The organism is Pseudomonas sp. PA15(2017) (assembly GCF_001945395.1).
In the GTDB taxonomy this organism is placed as follows: domain Bacteria; phylum Pseudomonadota; class Gammaproteobacteria; order Pseudomonadales; family Pseudomonadaceae; genus Aquipseudomonas.
The window spans coordinates 1-16714 of sequence record NZ_MSXV01000028.1 but is presented as its reverse complement, the minus strand read 5'-3'; the positions used below and the strand labels follow the sequence as shown (position 1 = coordinate 16714).

Annotated in this window: 14 protein-coding genes, 1 tRNA gene and 1 rRNA gene; 11 read left to right on the top strand and 5 right to left on the bottom strand. The window is 63.0% G+C overall.

Going from position 1 to position 16714, the window contains the following annotated elements; all coding sequences use genetic code 11:
* Positions 1–137: 137 nt before the first annotated feature.
* The 3 genes from BVH03_RS09565 to gabD all read right to left on the bottom strand — a co-directional run bounded on the left by BVH03_RS09565 (position 138) and on the right by gabD (position 4500).
* On the bottom strand, positions 138–1214 hold the full coding sequence (locus BVH03_RS09565; protein ID WP_075960943.1) for an FAD-dependent oxidoreductase: 1077 nt from the start codon (positions 1212–1214) through the stop codon (positions 138–140).
* Between the two features lie 306 nt (positions 1215–1520).
* Positions 1521–2801, bottom strand: a complete 1281-nt coding sequence (gene gabT, locus BVH03_RS09560) for a 4-aminobutyrate--2-oxoglutarate transaminase (protein WP_075960942.1) — start codon at positions 2799–2801, stop codon at positions 1521–1523.
* Between the two features lie 250 nt (positions 2802–3051).
* Positions 3052–4500, bottom strand: a complete 1449-nt coding sequence (gene gabD / locus BVH03_RS09555; protein WP_075960941.1) for an NADP-dependent succinate-semialdehyde dehydrogenase — start codon at positions 4498–4500, stop codon at positions 3052–3054.
* 346 nt (positions 4501–4846) lie between these two features.
* On the opposite strand from gabD, the gene BVH03_RS09550 reads away from it, so the two are divergent.
* Together BVH03_RS09550 and BVH03_RS09545 are read left to right on the top strand one after the other, a co-directional pair.
* Positions 4847–4923 (top strand) — tRNA-Arg (locus BVH03_RS09550).
* Positions 4924–5129: 206 nt separating this feature from the next.
* Positions 5130–5960, top strand: coding sequence for a DUF1206 domain-containing protein (locus BVH03_RS09545; protein WP_075960940.1), 831 nt, complete (start codon positions 5130–5132; stop codon positions 5958–5960).
* Between the two features lie 20 nt (positions 5961–5980).
* On the opposite strand, the gene BVH03_RS09540 is transcribed toward BVH03_RS09545, so the two are convergent.
* Positions 5981–6901, bottom strand: a complete 921-nt coding sequence (locus BVH03_RS09540; RefSeq protein ID WP_075960939.1) for a LysR family transcriptional regulator — start codon at positions 6899–6901, stop codon at positions 5981–5983.
* Between the two features lie 107 nt (positions 6902–7008).
* On the opposite strand from BVH03_RS09540, the gene BVH03_RS09535 reads away from it, so the two are divergent.
* From BVH03_RS09535 to BVH03_RS09495, 9 genes are all read left to right on the top strand, one after another.
* The gene (locus tag BVH03_RS09535; protein WP_075960938.1) at positions 7009–7680 is read left to right on the top strand and encodes an RraA family protein; all 672 of its coding nucleotides are present in this window, start codon (positions 7009–7011) and stop codon (positions 7678–7680) included.
* A gap of 111 nt (positions 7681–7791) precedes the next feature.
* Positions 7792–8847, top strand: coding sequence for a TRAP transporter substrate-binding protein (locus tag BVH03_RS09530; RefSeq protein WP_075960937.1), 1056 nt, complete (start codon positions 7792–7794; stop codon positions 8845–8847).
* 70 nt (positions 8848–8917) lie between these two features.
* Positions 8918–9523 (top strand): TRAP transporter small permease subunit, encoded by a 606-nt coding sequence (locus BVH03_RS09525; protein ID WP_075960979.1) that lies wholly within the window; start codon positions 8918–8920, stop codon positions 9521–9523.
* A 1-nt stretch (position 9524) separates the two neighbouring features.
* Positions 9525–10805: a TRAP transporter large permease gene (locus BVH03_RS09520; RefSeq protein WP_075960936.1), complete on the top strand. Its 1281-nt coding sequence runs from the start codon at positions 9525–9527 to the stop codon at positions 10803–10805.
* A 481-nt stretch (positions 10806–11286) separates the two neighbouring features.
* On the top strand, positions 11287–11826 hold the full coding sequence (locus BVH03_RS09515; protein WP_075960935.1) for a TRAP transporter small permease: 540 nt from the start codon (positions 11287–11289) through the stop codon (positions 11824–11826).
* Positions 11826–13109: a TRAP transporter large permease gene (locus tag BVH03_RS09510; RefSeq protein WP_075960934.1), complete on the top strand. Its 1284-nt coding sequence runs from the start codon at positions 11826–11828 to the stop codon at positions 13107–13109. Before BVH03_RS09515 ends, BVH03_RS09510 begins: the two co-directional genes overlap by 1 nt.
* A 25-nt stretch (positions 13110–13134) precedes the next feature.
* Positions 13135–14133, top strand: a complete 999-nt coding sequence (locus BVH03_RS09505; protein WP_075934798.1) for a TRAP transporter substrate-binding protein — start codon at positions 13135–13137, stop codon at positions 14131–14133.
* Between the two features lie 294 nt (positions 14134–14427).
* Positions 14428–15231, top strand: a complete 804-nt coding sequence (locus tag BVH03_RS09500) for a carbon-nitrogen hydrolase family protein (protein ID WP_075960933.1) — start codon at positions 14428–14430, stop codon at positions 15229–15231.
* Between the two features lie 10 nt (positions 15232–15241).
* Entirely contained in the window at positions 15242–16027 is a 786-nt protein-coding gene (locus tag BVH03_RS09495; RefSeq protein ID WP_075960932.1) for an HpcH/HpaI aldolase/citrate lyase family protein, read from the top strand.
* 575 nt (positions 16028–16602) lie between these two features.
* Here BVH03_RS09495 and rrf read toward each other — a convergent pair.
* A 5S ribosomal RNA gene (gene rrf, locus BVH03_RS09490) occupies positions 16603–16714 on the bottom strand; the annotation flags it as partial.

Genomic DNA, 16714 nt, shown 5'->3' with positions numbered 1-16714 from the left:
CGAGCGACTGGCCTAGCGGCCCTTGTTCAGTAGATCGACCGCATGGGGCAAATCCGTAGGCCGAAACCAATTCGGTCAGTTGACCACCCCATGATGCGCCGTGCCATGGCACTTTGGTAGCAGAGCGGCGGACGCGCTCAGCGTTCGAGGCGGTGGCGCTTGACGAAGGAGCGGTCGAAGTAGTCCTTGCAGCGTCCGTAAAGCTGGCCGCCGGCACTCCACTGCTGCCAGCCCAGCAGCGCACCACCGTCACCACTGGCCAGTAGCAGGGGGCGCTGGCCACGCGCCTTGTAGTCACGCAGCGCGCCGCCGCGCAAGGCCGCTGCCAGGTTGGCGGCAAGCACCGGCACCTGGCGCATCGAATACAAGCCGCTCTTGCGCACGCCGGGCAGGTTGGCGCAATCCCCCACAGCGAACACCTGTGGGTGGGAATGGCTTTGCAACGTGGGCGCGGTGTTCACGAAGCCGTCGCCGTCGCAGCTCAGGCCGCTGGCCGCGATCCACAACAGCGCCTGGGCGCCACTGGCCAGCAACAGGCGGCTGCCATGCCACACGGACGCCTCACCGCTGATCAGGCAGTTGCCGTCGATGCGGCTGATCGGGCAATGCTCGCGCACCTGCACGCGGCGCATGCGCAGATGGCCCCAGGCGCGCATGCGCAAACCGGCACAGTGGCCGGCCAACAGTGGCTCACCGCAGAACAGCGCCAGCTGCGGCACCTGGCCGGCGAGGGCCAGGGCCATTTCCACCCCCGCCACGCCGCCGCCGAGAATCGCCAGCGGTTGCGGGTCACGCTGCCAGGCCTGCCAGCCGGTGATGAATTGATCGACCGGCTTCACCGCCAGCACGTCCATCCCCTCGCCCTCGCGTGGTGGACAGGCGACCCGGTCACCCACGTTGAGCGACAGCCAGTTGCCCAGCAAAACGCGACCATCTTGCAACGTCAGCTGACGTGTCGCGGCGTCCAGCGCGGCAACGGGGGCGACGATCAGCTCGACCTGCGCGGCCTGGCACAGCGCGCCCAGGCCGATCTGGCAATCCTCCGGCGAATAGCGGCCGCCGACCAGCCCCGGCAACATGCCGGCGTGCCAGGTGTGCTCGGCACCCGCCATCAGGGCGATACGACCCGCCGGCCGCTCGATCAGCGCCCAGCGTCGCAGTACCCCGAGATGGGCCGGGCCTGCGCCTACCAGCAACAGATCGTAGTCAGTCATCTACACCGATATCCTTGAGAACCTGGGAGCGATTTGCAGCCGCATGCGGGCATGCACAGCGAGCTTTGACCAACACACGCGCACAATGATCCCGCCCAAGAGGGCTTGATGGAGCATGGCGGCAGCAGGCCGTTTCGAGCAAGAGAGGAGACGCTTGCGGCGGGCTTTCGGCACATTTTCCTGCGGCCGCTATGCGCCACAGGTTGCCGTGGCCTGGTTCGGCGCTGCAACGTCCGGCTACAGGCGGTGGCATGAACCGCAGGCAAAAAAAGACCCGCCGAAGCGGGTCCTTTTCAATGCCGTGGCTTACGCCAGCTCGTCGAAGCACTCGGCGACGATGGCGATGCCTTTTTCCAGCTGGGCATCCGGGATGGTCACCGGCATCAGGAAGCGCACCACGTTGTAGTAGGTGCCGCACGACAGCAGGATCAGGCCCTTCTCGCGCGCCTTGGCGACGATCTTGCCCGTCAGCTCGGCAGCCGGCTTGCTGTGGTCGCCGCCGTCGAACAGCTCGATGGCGACCATCGAACCCAGGCCGCGCACGTCGCCGATCACCTTGTGCTTGGCGGCGATGTCACGCAGGCCAGCCTTGAGCTTCTCGCCAACGGCGTTGGAGCGATCCAGCAGCTTCTCTTCGTCGAACACCTTGAGTACGGCCAGGGCTGCAGCGCAGGCGATCGGGCTGCCGGCATAGGTGCCGCCCAGGCCACCGGGGGCGATCTTGTCCATGATCTCGGCCTTGCCGCTGACGCCGGAGATAGGAAAGCCGCCGCCGACGGACTTGGCGAAGGTGGTCAGGTCCGGCACCACGCCCAGTTGCTCGGTGGCGAAGAAGGTGCCGGTACGGCCAGCGCCGGTCTGCACTTCGTCAGCGATCAGCAGGATGCCGTGCTGGTCGCACAAGGCACGCAGGCGCTGCATGAAAGCTGGCGAGTTGACGTAGAAACCACCCTCACCCTGCACCGGCTCGATGATGATCGCGGCGATGTCCTGGGGCTGAGCATCGTTCTTGAAGATGCGCTCGATGCTGGCGATGGACTCGTCTTCGCTGACGCCATGCAGCTCGCACGGCGCGATGGCACGGTACACGCCAGCAGGCATCAGGCCCATGCCAGCGGAGTACGGCGCCACCTTGCCGGTCAGCGACAGGGTCATCATGGTGCGGCCGTGGTAGGCGCCGGTGAAGGCGATCACCCCAGCACGGCCGGTGGCGGCGCGGGCGATCTTCACGGCGTTCTCGACGGCTTCGGAGCCGGAGGTGACCAGCAGGGTCTTCTTGGCGAAGTCGCCCGGTACGCGCTTGGCGATTTCTTCGCACAGCTCGATGTAGGGCTCATAGGCCAGCACCTGGAAGCAGGTGTGGGTCAGCTTGGTCAGTTGCTCCTGAACGGCGGCGACCACTTTCGGGTGCAGGTGGCCGGTGTTCAGTACGGCGATACCGCCGGCGAAGTCGATGTACTCGCGGCCTTCGACGTCCCACACGGTGGCGTTCTCGGCGCGCTCGGCGACGATCGGGTGGATCTGGCCGACACCGCGCGGTACGGCGGCCTGGCGGCGTTGCAGCAGGGATTCGTTGGTCTTGCTCATGGCTTCCTCATTCACCGCTCATCGTCGGTGTGGTTCAAGGATGAAATGACCGGGTCAGCGCCGTCGCAGCATACGATGATCGACTGCAACACTCGCCCCGATCACAGGGACTACTTTTTGCTTTCACGCACTATCGGAGCGTAGCGAGCGAAGGTCAGGGCCGCACCCGCTCCTGCGGGTAGCGGCATTTCCCACATCCATGTGGGTCACAAGGGCTAACGCAGCATCACCGAAGCGCAGTAGCGACTACCTAGATGCTCAGGCAGAGGTACTTGATTTCCAGGTAATCCTCGATGCCGTACTTGGAGCCTTCACGGCCCAGGCCCGAGGCCTTGATGCCGCCGAACGGTGCCACTTCGTTGGAGATCAGGCCGGTGTTGATGCCGACCATACCGTATTCCAGCGCCTCGGCCACACGGAACACGCGGGAGAGGTCACGGGCGTAGAAGTAGGAGGCCAGGCCGAACTCGGTGTCGTTGGCCATGGCGATCACTTCGGCTTCGTCCTTGAAACGGAACAGCGGCGCCAGCGGGCCGAAGGTTTCGTCCTTGGAGACCAGCGCGTTCTTCGGCACGTCGGCCAGAATGGTCGGCTCGAAGAACGTGCCGCCCAGGGCGTGGGTCTTGCCGCCGGAGAGAATCTTGGCGCCTTTGGAAACGGCGTCCTCGATGTGCTCCTTGACCTTGGCCACGGCCTTCTCGTCGATCAGCGGGCCAGTGGTGGTGCCGTCTTCCAGACCGTTACCGATCTTCAGCTTCTCGACCGCGACCTTGAGCTTCTCGGCGAAGGCCTCGTAGACGCCGTCCTGCACGTAGATGCGGTTGGCGCACACGCAGGTCTGGCCGTTGTTGCGGTACTTGGAGATGATCGCGCCTTCGATGGCCTTGTCCAGGTCAGCGTCGTCGAACACGATGAAAGGTGCGTTGCCGCCCAGCTCCAGGGACACCTTCTTGATGTCCTGAGCGCACTCGGCCATCAGCTGGCGACCGATCTCGGTCGAACCGGTGAACGACAGCTTGCGCACGATCGGGTTGCCGGTCAGCTCGCCGCCCACTTCACCGGCACTGCCGGTCACCACGCTGAACACGCCAGCCGGGATGCCGGCACGGGTCGCCAGTTCGGCCAGGGCCAGGGCGGAGTACGGGGTTTGCGAAGCGGGCTTGAGCACCATGGTGCAGCCAGCAGCCAGGGCCGGGCCAGCCTTGCGGGTGATCATCGCCGCGGGGAAGTTCCACGGCGTGATGGCCGCGGTAACGCCGATCGGCTGCTTGATGACGATCAGGCGCTTGTCGGCCTGGTGGCCCGGAATGGTGTCGCCATACACGCGCTTGGCTTCTTCGGCGAACCACTCGATGAAGGACGCCGCGTAGGCGATTTCGCCCTTGGCTTCGGCCAATGGCTTGCCCTGCTCGATGGTCATCAGGCGCGCCAGGTCTTCCTGGTTCTCGAGCATCAGCTCATACCAGCGACGCAGCTTGGCGGAACGCTCCTTGGCGGTCAGTGCACGCCAGGCCGGCAGGGCCTTGTCGGCCGCTTCGATGGCACGGCGGGTTTCGGCTGCGCCCATCTTCGGCACGCTGCCGATGACGTCGCCAGTGGCCGGGTTGGTTACCTTGATGGTCTGGCCGCTGTCGGCATCAGCCCAGGCGCCGTTGACGAAAGCCTGCTGGCGGAACAGTTGCGCGTCTTTCAGTTGCATGGCGATCTCCTCTATCCCGGCACCACGGCGCCAGGAGATGACGAAAGAAGCTGGGAGCGAACCCAGGTATGGATGAGCGACAGATTAGCCACTGCATGGCTGTTCGAACGGCATGTGTAATCGGGAGTTCAGCTTAGCCGACACGGACGTTTGAAATATCAAACAGATCCTAAGATCAGCTCGGTCAAAGGGCAATAGCCTGTTCGAGAAAATTAACAGCCCGTAGATGGGCGGGAATCGGGCTGGCTTTTCTTATAGCGCAAACCTGCTGCCAAGGCCCACCAAATGAGCCCCTCGCCCAGCATGGACGCACGCCAGCGACATGCGTATGATTGCGCCCCGCAACGCACCAGTAGCTCAGCTGGATAGAGTACTGCCCTCCGAAGGCAGGGGTCGTGGGTTCGAATCCCGCCTGGTGCGCCAGATCTTTGTTTCCGTCATCCGAGAGGTGACCAGGAAACGCAACACGAAGCCCGCCCTGTGCGGGCTTTGTCGTTTCTGGCGCCAGGCAGGTCTTTCGACACCGCTGGCACGCCTTTCCGAAACCGCTGGCCAATCAATCGAAACCGCAATCCGCCCGTGGGTGTCAACTGCATCGCGATCACGCTCACCGACTCAGGATGCTGACCATGTACAACCCGGCCATTCACGCCAAAGGCGAACTCTCGCGAGGTATCGTCTGGCTCGCTCGGACTGGCTACGCGGCGCGCGGCGTGGTGTACCTGATCATCGGCACTTTCGCGCTGCTCGCGGCCTGGGGGAGCGGCGAGACGGTCGGCACCAAAGGCGCCATCTCGCAACTGCTGGGGCAACCGTTCGGCGAGACGCTACTGTGGATCATGGTGGTCGGGCTCATTGCCTACGCCGCCTGGCGGCTGACCCAGGCGATCACCGACCCGGAAGACCACGGCACCGACGCCAAGGGGCTCGCTGCGCGTGCCGGCCTCGTCGGTGGCGCCATCAGTTACAGCCTGCTGACCCTGTTCACGCTGGGCCTGCTGGGCAGTTCGCTGGGCGAGTCCTCCGGGGGTGGCGGGGGCGGCGAAGACTTTCTCTCCGGCATGCTGGGCTGGCAGTATTCGAACTACCTGGTGTACCTGGTGGCGCTGGTGCCCCTGGGCGTCGGTATCGCCCATATCATCAAGGGCTGGAAAGCCAAGTTCGAAAAGTACTTCTCGGCCTCGGACGAGGTCATGCGCTGGGTAACGCCCATCTCCAAAGCGGGCCTCATCGCCCGCGGCCTGTCCTTTCTGGTGGTGGCCGGCATGCTGTTCAGCGGCGGTACCCGTTATGAACCCACCTCCCCACCCGGCCTCGAGGACGCGCTGCACGCCTTGCAATCCCTGCCCTTCGGCGCCTTCTGGCTGGGTTTGATTGGCGCGGGCCTGATCGCGTTCGCGCTCTACAGTTTTGCCGAAGCGGTCTGGCGGCGCATCGACACGGCGGCGGTCTTCGACTGACCCCAGGCTCAGGCACTCGGTCAGTTGCCGTCCATCACCTCCGGGCCGACCAAAAACTTCTGCCGCAATAGCGTTTCCCGGGTAATCGCCACCAGCGCATCGATCTGCATGTCGGGCATTTCCGTCATGTAGGAGAGGCAGAAGCGCGCTGGCGGGATGGGCGGATCGCAGGGCAGGGTTTTCAGCAGGTTGAGGGCGAGCATTTCGCGGATCAGCGGCACCGGCAGGATGCCGATGGCATGGCCGGCAGAAACCAGCTTGGCCATGAAGCTCAGGGAGTTGCTGGAGTGGAAGGCTTCCGACGGTGCGTTGCCGCCCTTGAGCCAGTTCTCCACCACCGAGTACAGGGTCGAGGGCGCCGAATGGCTGACGATGGGATGGCCGGCGGCGTGCTCGGGCAGGAAGGGCTCGGCGTCGATGGCCAACTGCGGGGCGGCGACCCACTGGAAGGTCATCCAGCCGATGAAGATGTCGGTGACGTCCTCGCGGGTGGCGGGGTTGGTGAGCAGCGCCAGGTCGAGTTCGTGGTCGTTGAGCTTGCGGTTGAGCACCGCGCCGACGGCGATGGTGATCTCCAGGGTGATCTCGGGAAAGTGCGCCTTGATCTCGGCGATCACCGCGGTCAGCCCAACCATCGCCGAGCATTCGTCGGCGCCAAGGCGCAGCCGGCGGTGCTGCTTCTGCTTGGCAGCGAACTGCTCCAGTTTCACGCTGTTGTTGAGCGCCAGTTCGGCGTGGCGCAAGGCGATATGGCCATCGGCGGTGAGGGTCATGCGCTGCTTGCTGCGGTCGAACAGCTTGACGCTGAGCAGCGATTCCATCTCGCGAATGCGTGAGGAAATGGCCGGTTGGGTCAGATGAAGGTGGCGAGATGCAGCGTGTACACCGCCCAATCGGGCCGTCCAGTAGAAGGCCTCGATCTGCATCAGGGTAATTCGCATGATAAAAATCGTCCCCTCTTCCGTACGCTGATTTTTATTATCGCCGTAAAAACATGCTTGCTAGGATCGAGCTCACTTCTTGCCCAAAACGAATAATTAAACAGCGCATGTATATTATCGAAGCACTTCCCGAGGCGATTAATCCAGAAGAACTTTCCGTTCTTTTGCGCGCCGAGCCCGCCACCATCGGCCACTTCATCACCACCGGCATACTGAGCCCGCAAATCAGGGCGCACTTCGAAAATGTGCGCACCGTGGGCACCGCGGTGACGGTGAAGATGCCTGGCGCCGACGGCGGCATCCTGCATTACGCGATGGGTTGCGCCAGGCCGGGTGACTTCCTGGTGGTCGACCGTTGCGGCGAAAGCGTGACCGCGGCCATGGGTGGTGCCATGGCCTATGCCGCCAAGCAGGCGGGCATCGCCGGGATCATCGTCGACGGCTACGTCACCGACCTGGGCGAGCTGCGCCAGCACGGCGTGCCGGTGTGGTCGTGGGGCGCCAGCGCCATCACCACGCGGGTGAAGGGTGAGGAAGGCGAGTTCTGTACCGCGGTACAGTGCGGCGGGGTCGTCATTCACCCCGGTGATGCGGTGATCGCCGACGAGAACGGCATCGTCATCCTACCGCCCGCCCAGGCGCTGGCATTGGCCCACCGCGCCATCGAGTTCCAGGAGAACGAGAAGCACACCCTGGCGCGCCTGGCCCAGGGCGAGAAGTTTCCCGACGTGGTGGGCTCACGCCCGCTGATCGACGCGGCCATCGACCGGGCACGCTGACCTCGGTCGCACCGCGCAAGGTCAGGCGCGATGACAATTCCAATACTGACCCGCTGCACGTTTCATCAGGTTTCTGCCCCGTAGCTCCCCCAGAAAAACAACAGGACTACCATGAAACTGTATTCCCTCCCCAGGATGATCCTGGCTGCGCTGGGCTGCGCGATTGGCGCCAGCGCACTTGCGGACGATGCGTCGTCCGTCCATTTCAACGTGGTCGGTGGCGGCAGCCACAACTATACCTTTCGCGCCGTCGAGCGCCCTTTCTGGACTGAAACTCTGCCCGCCAATTCGGGCGGGTCTGTCACCGCTCGCCTGATGGGCCTCTCTGAAAGTGGCCTCAAGGGCCCGGAGATGGTGCGCGTACTACGCGCGGGCGCCGTCGAAATCGGCATGGGCGTGTTCGCCTTCGTGGCCGGCGACGATGCGGCTTTCGAGGGTATCGACCTGCCCGGCATGGCCGCCGACATCGCCACTTCACGGCAGATTGCCGATGCCTACAAACCGGTGCTCGAGGCACGCATGGCCGAGCGCCACGGCGTCAAGCTGCTGGCCACGGTACCCTATACCGCCCAGGTGTTCTTCTGTCGCGATGCCGTGAATGGCCTGAACGACCTGAAGGGCCGCAAGGTGCGGGTACGCGGTCGCAACATGGCGGACATGGTCAGCGCCCTCGGCGCATCGCCAGTGACCCTGCCCTTCGCGGAGGTGGTCACGGCCATGCAGACCGGCGTCATCGACTGCGCGGTAACCGGCATGGGTTCGGGCAATGCCGCCAAGTGGTACGACGTGGCAGCCCACGTCTACGACCTGCCGGTGGACTGGTCGATCGGTTTCTACGCCATGGGCCTGCAACGCTGGCAGCAGCTTTCCCCCGATATGCAGCGCCTGCTGCAGGCCCAGTCGCACGTGCTGGAGGACGCCCTGTGGACGGAAACCGCTCGCGAGAACCGCTATGCGCTGGCCTGCAACACCGGCGCCGCCGACTGCCAGATTCATCACCCTGCCGCGATGCAGGCCAGTGCGCCGACCGAAGACGAGCGCGCCAGGCTGCGCGAGGTCGTGCTGCGCATCGCCAATGACTGGGGCAAACGTTGTGGCGCCGACTGCGTGCAGCAATGGAATGCCACGGCGGGTAAGGCGATTGGCGTCAGCCTGAAAGATCCCTGAGCACAGCGACAGACCTCGCCCGATGCGGCGCCACGGCGCCGACCTGCAACCGTTCGCGGAGAAATTGCTCATGCAAGCTACCGATACTCCGAGCCTCCGGCTCATCAACCGCATCGCCCGGGCCAGTGCCTGGATGGGTGGCATCGCGTTGATGGGCTCAGCCCTGATGATCAGCATCGATCTGCTGCTGCGCCGCCTGTTCGGCTTTTCCATGGGCGGCGCCGACGAGATCGCCGGCTACGTGCTGGCCATCGTCAGCGCCTGGGCCTTTCCCATCGCGCTGCTCAGGCGCTCCCACCTGCGTGTGGATATCCTCTACTCGCGCCTGTCGCTCAAGCCGAGAGTCGGCCTCGATCTGCTGGCCCTGGCCGGCATGGCGCTGTTCGTCGGCACCCTGCTCTTTCATGTCGGCGCGGTGCTGTGGGACTCCATCGTCTATCGCTCGATTTCCACCACGCCGTTGCAGGTGCCGCAGTGGGTTCCCCAGTCGCTGTGGTTCGCCGGTTACCTGTTCTTTGCCTCGACCATTCTGGTGCTGGGCTACAACAGCCTGATGCAGCTGCGTCAGCAACGCTGGGCCGCAGCCAACGCGCTGATCGGCATCAATTCGGTCGAGGAGGAGATCGAGGAAGAGTCTCGCTCCAGCCATGCTGCAACCACCCGGGAGGGCCGCTGAGATGCTGGCATTCACCCTGATCGTCTTATTGGGGCTGCTCGGCCTCAGCGTGGCCGCGGCAGTCAGCGTGGGCCTGCTGGGCATGTCGCTGGCCGAGCTGTTCTCGGCCTTGCCGCTGAGCAATGCCATGGGCGAGATCGCCTGGAGCACCGGCGCCGAGTTCCTGTTGGTGGCCATTCCGCTGTACATCCTGATGGGCGAGCTACTGGTCTGCTCGGGTGTGGCGGGGCGTATGTACAGCGCTGCGGACAAGTGGCTGTCGTGGCTGCCGGGCGGTCTGATGAACTCCAATATTGGTGCGTCGGCATTGTTCTCCGCCACCAGCGGTTCCAGCGTTGCCACGGCGGCGACCATCTCGACCATCGCCCTGCCGGAACAGACGCGCAAGGGCTATCCGGCGCCGCTGTTCCTCGGTTCGATTGCCGCAGGCGGCACCCTGGGCATTCTGATTCCGCCGTCGATCAACATGATTCTGTTCGCGCTGATCGCCAACATCTCGGTACCCAAGCTCTACCTGGCGGCGACCATTCCCGGCCTGCTGCTGTGCGTGATGTTCGTGGCGATGATCGTGATCACCTGCATGATCTGGCCGAAGCTCGGCGGCACCCGGCAGCACGCCACCTGGGCCGCGCGTCTGGCGAGCATCCCCGACCTGCTGCCGCCGCTGGCGATCTTCGTGCTGGTGGTCGGCGCCATCTACAGTGGCTTCGCCACGGCCAGCGAGTCGGCGGCACTCGGTGTGCTGGCCGCATTCGGCCTGGGCCTGTGGCGGCGCACCTTCACCTGGCAGAACCTGGGCCAGGCATTCGAATCGACCATGCGCACCAGCGGGATGATCATCTTCATCACCCTGTCGGCGTTCTTTCTCAACTTCGTGCTGTCAGCCATCGGCCTCACGCCCACGCTGGTCAGCTTCGTCACCGACCTGGACATGTCGCCGATGGCCACGCTGCTGGCGATCATCCTGTTCTACATCATCCTCGGCTGTTTCATGGACACCCTGGCGATGCTGATCACCACTGCGCCGCTGGTGGTGCCGGTGATCGTCGCGTTGGGTTTCGACCCGTTATGGTTCGGGGTGATCCTGATCGTGCTTTGCGAGATGGGGCAGATTACCCCGCCGTTCGGCATGAACCTGTTCGTGGTGCAGAGTATTCGCAACAAGGGTAACTTCATGGATGTCATTTACGGCGCGTTACCGTTCTGCTTCGTGCTGTTGTTACTTATCGCGCTATTGATTGCGTTCCCACAATTGGCCCTGTGGCTGCCGCAGTTCGCCTGATCACCCGATAAACGCCTTACTTATAAAGCAGCCTGCAAATAATCAACGGCGCTAATTACTCGACAACTTGTGCAAAAGGATTTGCATGCACTGCCATGACGCTTACTTTATCTGTAAAACCCGCTATGCCCGCCGCCCGCGAGGCCGGCGGCACTCGCGTGCCTGTCTGATTATTTGCCATAACTATCCGTACGCAACTTTTCCAATTGCGTTGCTATCCGTGGAAATCCGCCAGCCGCTGCCATTTTTATCAGCCTAATAAAAACATTGAATCCGACTCTTCCCGCCGCTGCGTTGACACCTATCGGCATTCAGAAAAGAATCAATCACCGCATACAAACATATAACCAACAATAAAAAGGTGACCAATGCTCGCCCCCGACGACACGGCCAGCGCTGCCGTATCGGACGCGTTCGCGCGCGCCGAAAACAAGGCAACTTTCCTACTTCGCTCATCTGCCCATTCGCCGGAGAGCGCACCATGAAAAGCATTCTGACCCTCTACTTCGCCACGCTGAAAGTGCTGATCGTTTCCAGCCTGGTCTGCATAACCCTGTTGATCTTCTCCAACGTGGTACTGCGCTACGGCTTCAACTCCGGGCTGTTCTTCAGTGAGGAGATCTCGCGGCTGGCCTTCGTCTGGCTGGTGTTCGCCGGGGCGCAACTGATGCTTCACGAGAACGGCCATATCGGCGTCGATATCGTGACCAGCCGCGTATCGCCCACGGTCGGCAAGTACCTGCTGCTGCTCACTCAGGTGCTGATGCTCTACGTGACCTGGCTGTTCCTGCAGGGCAGCTGGAAGCAGACGCTGATCAACCTGCACGTCGGCGCCCCTTCGACCGGTGTGTCCATGGCGTTGTTCTACGGCGCAGGCCTGGTGTTCTCGGTGCTCAGCGCCGCGCTGATCACCGTGCAGATGATCGACAACCTGAGAAAGCCGGCGGGCAGCTACATCCCGCGCACCGCCGAGCCCGACACCCATGTCGCACCGACCACCCAACCTGGGGTACTGAAGTAATGGCCCTTACCGTCTTCGTTGGCGTGCTGTTGGCCGCCATTCTCATCGGCGCTCCCATCGCCTACGCGCTGATCCTCTGCGGTGTGGCGCTGATGTGGCTGCTGGGCCTGTTCGATGGCCAGATCATCGCGCAGAACATCATCAACTCCGCCGGCAGCTTCCCGCTGCTGGCCATTCCGCTGTTCATCATCGCCGGTGAGGTGATGAACAGCGGCGGGTTGTCCAAGCGCATCATCAACCTGGCCATCGCCATGGTCGGCCACCTGCGTGGCGGCCTCGGTTACGTGACCATCTTCGCCGGCGTGCTGCTGTCCAGCCTGTCCGGCTCGGCACTGGCCGACGCGGCCTCGCTGACCGCGCTGCTGCTGCCGATGATGGTCATCGCCGGCTACAACAAGAACCGCTCCGGAGGTTTGATCGCCTCGGTCTCGGTACTGGGCTCGATCATCCCGCCGAGCATCGGTTTCGTGGTGCTCGGCGTAGCATCCGGCCTGTCGATCACCAAGCTGTTTCTCGCCGGCATCGCTCCGGGGCTGATGATCGCCGTGGCGCTGTGCGTAGCCTGGTGGCTGGTGTCGCGCCGCGACACCGATGTGAAACTCAGCCCCAAGGCATCCGGCAAGGAGCGCGCCAAGGCCTTCGTCGACAGCATCTGGGCGCTGATGCTGCCGGTGATCATCGTCGTTGGCCTGCGCTTCGGGGTGGTCACGCCGACCGAAGCGGGCGCCGTGGCCAGCGTCTATGCGCTGCTGGTGTCGGCCCTGGTGTACCGCGAGCTGAACCTCAAGGATCTCAACGCGTTGCTGCTGCGCGCCGGCAAGACCACCGCGGCGGTGATGTTCCTGGTCGCCGCCGCCTCGATCCCGGCGTGGATGATCACCATCGCCGACATACCCGGGCAGATCATCGACCTGATCGAGCCGGTGATGGACAACCCGAAGCTGCTGATCCTGGTACTGATGCTGCTGATCCTGGTGATCTCCATGGTCATGGACCTCACCCCGACCGTACTGCTGCTCGCGCCGATTCTGGTGCCGGTGGTCACGGCGGCGGACATCGACCCGATCTATTTCGGCGTGCTGTTCATGATCAATTGCTCCATCGGCCTGATCACCCCACCCGTGGGCACGGTGCTCAACGTGGTGTGCGGTATCGGACGAATGCGTTACGAGGCGCTGCTCAAGGGCACTTTCCCGTTCCTGATCGCCGAAATCATCGTGCTGTTTCTGCTCGTCGCCTTTCCGCAGCTGGTCACCGTGCCGGCCGAATGGTTCGCCAAATAACAACAACCACAACAAGGATTTCACCATGAAGATGAAACTGACCGCACTTGCCGCGTTGCTGCTGGCCAGCAGCCTGAGCTTCGCCGCCGAGTACAACTCGCACACCATCAAATTCGCCGCCACCAGCCCCAAGGGCACGCCGCCGGCCATCGGTATGGAGCTGTTCGCCAAGAAAGTCAGCGAGCGCAGTGGTGGCAAGATCAAGGTTCGCACCTTCCCCAACGGCGTGTTGGGCGGCGATGTGCAGGTGCTGTCGTCGCTGCAGGGCGGCGTGATCGAGATGATGACCTGGAATGCCGGGCTGATGCTCAACCACGTCACCGACTTCGGCATCCTCGATTTCCCGTTCCTGTACACCGACACCGCCAAGGTCGATGCCATGCTCGATGGCGAGGTCGGCAAGATGCTCACCGACCAGTTGCCCGAACAGAATCTGGTCGGCCTGGCGTTCTGGGAGCTGGGTGTACGCAACCTGACCAACAACAAGCGTCCCGTCGCCAAGCTGGAGGACATCGCCGGCTTGAAGATTCGCGCTCAGCAATCGCCGCTGTTCCTCGACGTGTGGTCGGCCCTCGGGGCCAACCCGACCCCGCTGCCGTTCACCGAAGTGCACACGGCGCTGGAGACCGGCACCGTCGATGGCCAGGAAAACCCGGCAGCGCTGATTCTCGCCTCCAAATTCAACGAGGTGCAGAAGTACCTGAGCCTCACCCACCACAACTACAACCCGCAGATCGTGCTGATCGGCAAAGGTTTCTGGGACAAGCTCAACGACGACGAGAAGAAGCTGATCAGCGAGGTGGCCATGGAGGTGCGCCTCGAGCAGCGACAGATCTCCCGTGAAGCCGACAGCAAGGCCATCGCCGAGCTGGAGGCCTCCGGCATGCAGGTCAACGAGCTGCCGGATGAAGAAGTCGCCCGCATCCAGGAAAAGATCCGCCCGGTCGTCGACAAGTACGCCGCCAAGATCGACCCGCAGCTCGTGAAGAAGGTTTACGAGGCCATGGACGTTACCCAGCCCTGAACACCTGTTCATGATCTTCCAACCCAGGTTCGCCGATTTTGACAGCTAAGGAGCGGGAGCGGCCGTTCGCGCCCGTAGGGTGGACTGGTGATTATCTGTGGGAGCGGGCCATGCCCGCGATTTTTCGCGCGCATAGCGCGCTCCCACAGTGGATCAGCGAACGGCTGCTTCTGCCCTGGAGCTACCACGTCAGGCGCACAACGATCGTGAACAGCCCCTGATCACTGCAGCGTCGCTGCACGAACAAGCGCACCCGAGCACCTGGGTGCGCTCTGCCACCTATAGAGGAAACCCATGAAAATTTCGGTCGCGCAGATCCACCCCGTCCCCGGCAACCCGACTCAAACCATCGAAAAGGTCGCTAAGCTCTCCCGTCAGACAGCGCAAGAAGGCTCGCGCCTGATCGCTTTTCCAGAATGCCTGCTCACCGGTGGCTCCTTCGACAGCCGTGAAGACCTGGAGCGTGGCGCCATCGAGATCGAGGCACTGGCCCCGCTACTGGCGGTAAGCGCAGAGACCGGCATCTATATAATCGCCGGCTTCTACGAGCGTCGCCCGGATGCGATCTTCAATACTGCCGCGCTGATCGGCCCGGAAGGCATCGTCGGTCTGCACCGCAAGCGTCACCTGCCGTTCATGATCGGCGACCGCTTCACCGATACCCCGGATGAGTGGACGCCACCGGTGTTCGACACCGAGATCGGCCGCATCGGCATGGCTATCTGTTATGAAATCCGCTTCCCGGAAGTAGTCCGCACCCTGGCTCTGGAAGGCGCCGACATCGTCGTACTGCCGGCCGCCTGGCCAGAGCAGGCGCGCATGCTGCCGGACATCTTCAGCACCGTGCGAGCGGCCGAGAACATCGTCTACTTTGTAGCCCCGAACCGTAACGACATGGACGGCGGCATGCAGTTCATCGGCATGAGCCACATCATCGAACCATCCGGCAAGACGCTGGTACGGGCTGGCGCTGAGGACGGCGTGTTCACCGTCGAGATCGACGTGGAGAAGGCCCGCAACAAGTCGCTGATCCGTGAACCCGGCGTATTCGAAGTGCATCCCTTCCGTGATCGCCTGCCTGACACCTACCGCATCTGAGGGCGCCCCGATGACCAGCACACTGAAACAGTTGATGGCACGTGGCACCACCTATGGCATGAACATCTACAGCACCGCTTCGATGCCCATCGAAGTGGCCGGCAACTGGGGCCTGGACTTCGTGTTCATCGACGCCGAGCACACTTCGCTGGGCGTCGACCGCGACATGGAAAAGCTGATCCTGGCGGCCAAGTGTTCGAATATCCACAGCCTGGTGCGGGTGCGCGGCACCCTTGACTGGGATATCCGCAAGGCCCTGGAAATGGGTGCCAGCGGCGTGATCATCCCGCAGGTACACAACGCCGAGCAGATGCGCAGCATCATCCGCAGCAGCAAGTTCCCACCCATGGGCCGCCGTGGGGGTGACAGCTCGGTACGCTCGGCCAACTACGCCGGGCCGAACTTCGACTGGAGCACTTATACACAGGCGGAGAACGAGCGCACGGTGATCGTGCCGATGGCCGAGAGCTATGAGTTCTTCGACAACATCGACGCGATTCTTGACGTCGAGGGCATTGACGCCGTGCATTTCGGCCCGGCTGATTACTCGCTGTCACGCCAGTTGCCAGTCGACTACCGCCTGGGCAACCCCGAAGTGTTGCAGCGCCTGGAACTGCTGATCGAGAAATGCCATGCCCGCGGCATCCAGGTCATGGTGCCCTGCTTCCCGGCCGACAGCGAAACCGCCAAGCGTCTGCTCGACATGGGCAGCGATATGCTGCTGATGGGCAGCGACCTGTCCTGGCTCAACCAGGCTGGGCGCAGTATCGCTGCAGTGAGGGAACAGCTGCAGTAACCAGGTAACCCTGTAAACGACGAAGCCCGCTATATGCGGGCTTCGTCGTTTTTGCAGATCGGATTTTGGAAGCCGGCAGTCGATCGGCCGGACTGGAGAATCTTGCAGCTAAGCTAGACGCACACGCGCTTGTGTAGGCAGGAGCCGGTTAAACGGCTCAGCGCCCCCACCAGCTCCCTGGGTGACGCCTGCGGCTAACCCAGGCTACGAGAGTTCTATACGCACCCTAGGGTGGAAGACGCTTCACCCTTCCACCACGAAATCACCTCTGTAGCCTGCGCTTGAGCGAAGCGATACCCAGGCAGGCGCGCTGCATGTGCATGTCCGCCTGCCTGGCGCCACCGGGTCTTAGGCCTTGGTATTTTCCAGCCCAAAAAGACGAAACCCCAGACCTATGTCGAGATCTGGGGTTTCTTATAGAAGCTTGACGATGATCTGGCCGGCATTCCGGTGGCCGGCACTCCGGTGGCCGGCACTCCGGTGGCCGGCACTCCGGGACTCTCACAGCCACACCATCATTCGAGCTAAAAAGAGAAAGCCCTGATCAGTTACCTGATCAGGGCTTTCGGGTAGAAGCTTGACGATGACCTACTCTCACATGGAGAAGCTCCACACTACCATCGGCGATGCGTCGTTTCACTACTGAGTTCGGGATGGGATCAGGTGGTTCCAACGCTCTATGGTCGT

Excerpts from the sequence above, each read along its gene's own strand:
- BVH03_RS09565 (WP_075960943.1), bottom strand. The coding sequence starts at position 1,214 with ATGACTGACTACGATCTGTTGCTGGTAGGCGCAGGCCCGGCCCATCTC.
- gabT (WP_075960942.1), bottom strand. The coding sequence starts at position 2,801 with ATGAGCAAGACCAACGAATCCCTGCTGCAACGCCGCCAGGCCGCCGTA.
- gabD (WP_075960941.1), bottom strand. The coding sequence starts at position 4,500 with ATGCAACTGAAAGACGCGCAACTGTTCCGCCAGCAGGCTTTCGTCAAC.
- BVH03_RS09545 (WP_075960940.1), top strand. The coding sequence starts at position 5,130 with ATGTACAACCCGGCCATTCACGCCAAAGGCGAACTCTCGCGAGGTATC.
- BVH03_RS09540 (WP_075960939.1), bottom strand. The coding sequence starts at position 6,901 with ATGCGAATTACCCTGATGCAGATCGAGGCCTTCTACTGGACGGCCCGA.
- BVH03_RS09535 (WP_075960938.1), top strand. The coding sequence starts at position 7,009 with ATGTATATTATCGAAGCACTTCCCGAGGCGATTAATCCAGAAGAACTT.
- BVH03_RS09530 (WP_075960937.1), top strand. The coding sequence starts at position 7,792 with ATGAAACTGTATTCCCTCCCCAGGATGATCCTGGCTGCGCTGGGCTGC.
- BVH03_RS09525 (WP_075960979.1), top strand. The coding sequence starts at position 8,918 with ATGCAAGCTACCGATACTCCGAGCCTCCGGCTCATCAACCGCATCGCC.
- BVH03_RS09520 (WP_075960936.1), top strand. The coding sequence starts at position 9,525 with ATGCTGGCATTCACCCTGATCGTCTTATTGGGGCTGCTCGGCCTCAGC.
- BVH03_RS09515 (WP_075960935.1), top strand. The coding sequence starts at position 11,287 with ATGAAAAGCATTCTGACCCTCTACTTCGCCACGCTGAAAGTGCTGATC.
- BVH03_RS09510 (WP_075960934.1), top strand. The coding sequence starts at position 11,826 with ATGGCCCTTACCGTCTTCGTTGGCGTGCTGTTGGCCGCCATTCTCATC.
- BVH03_RS09505 (WP_075934798.1), top strand. The coding sequence starts at position 13,135 with ATGAAGATGAAACTGACCGCACTTGCCGCGTTGCTGCTGGCCAGCAGC.
- BVH03_RS09500 (WP_075960933.1), top strand. The coding sequence starts at position 14,428 with ATGAAAATTTCGGTCGCGCAGATCCACCCCGTCCCCGGCAACCCGACT.
- BVH03_RS09495 (WP_075960932.1), top strand. The coding sequence starts at position 15,242 with ATGACCAGCACACTGAAACAGTTGATGGCACGTGGCACCACCTATGGC.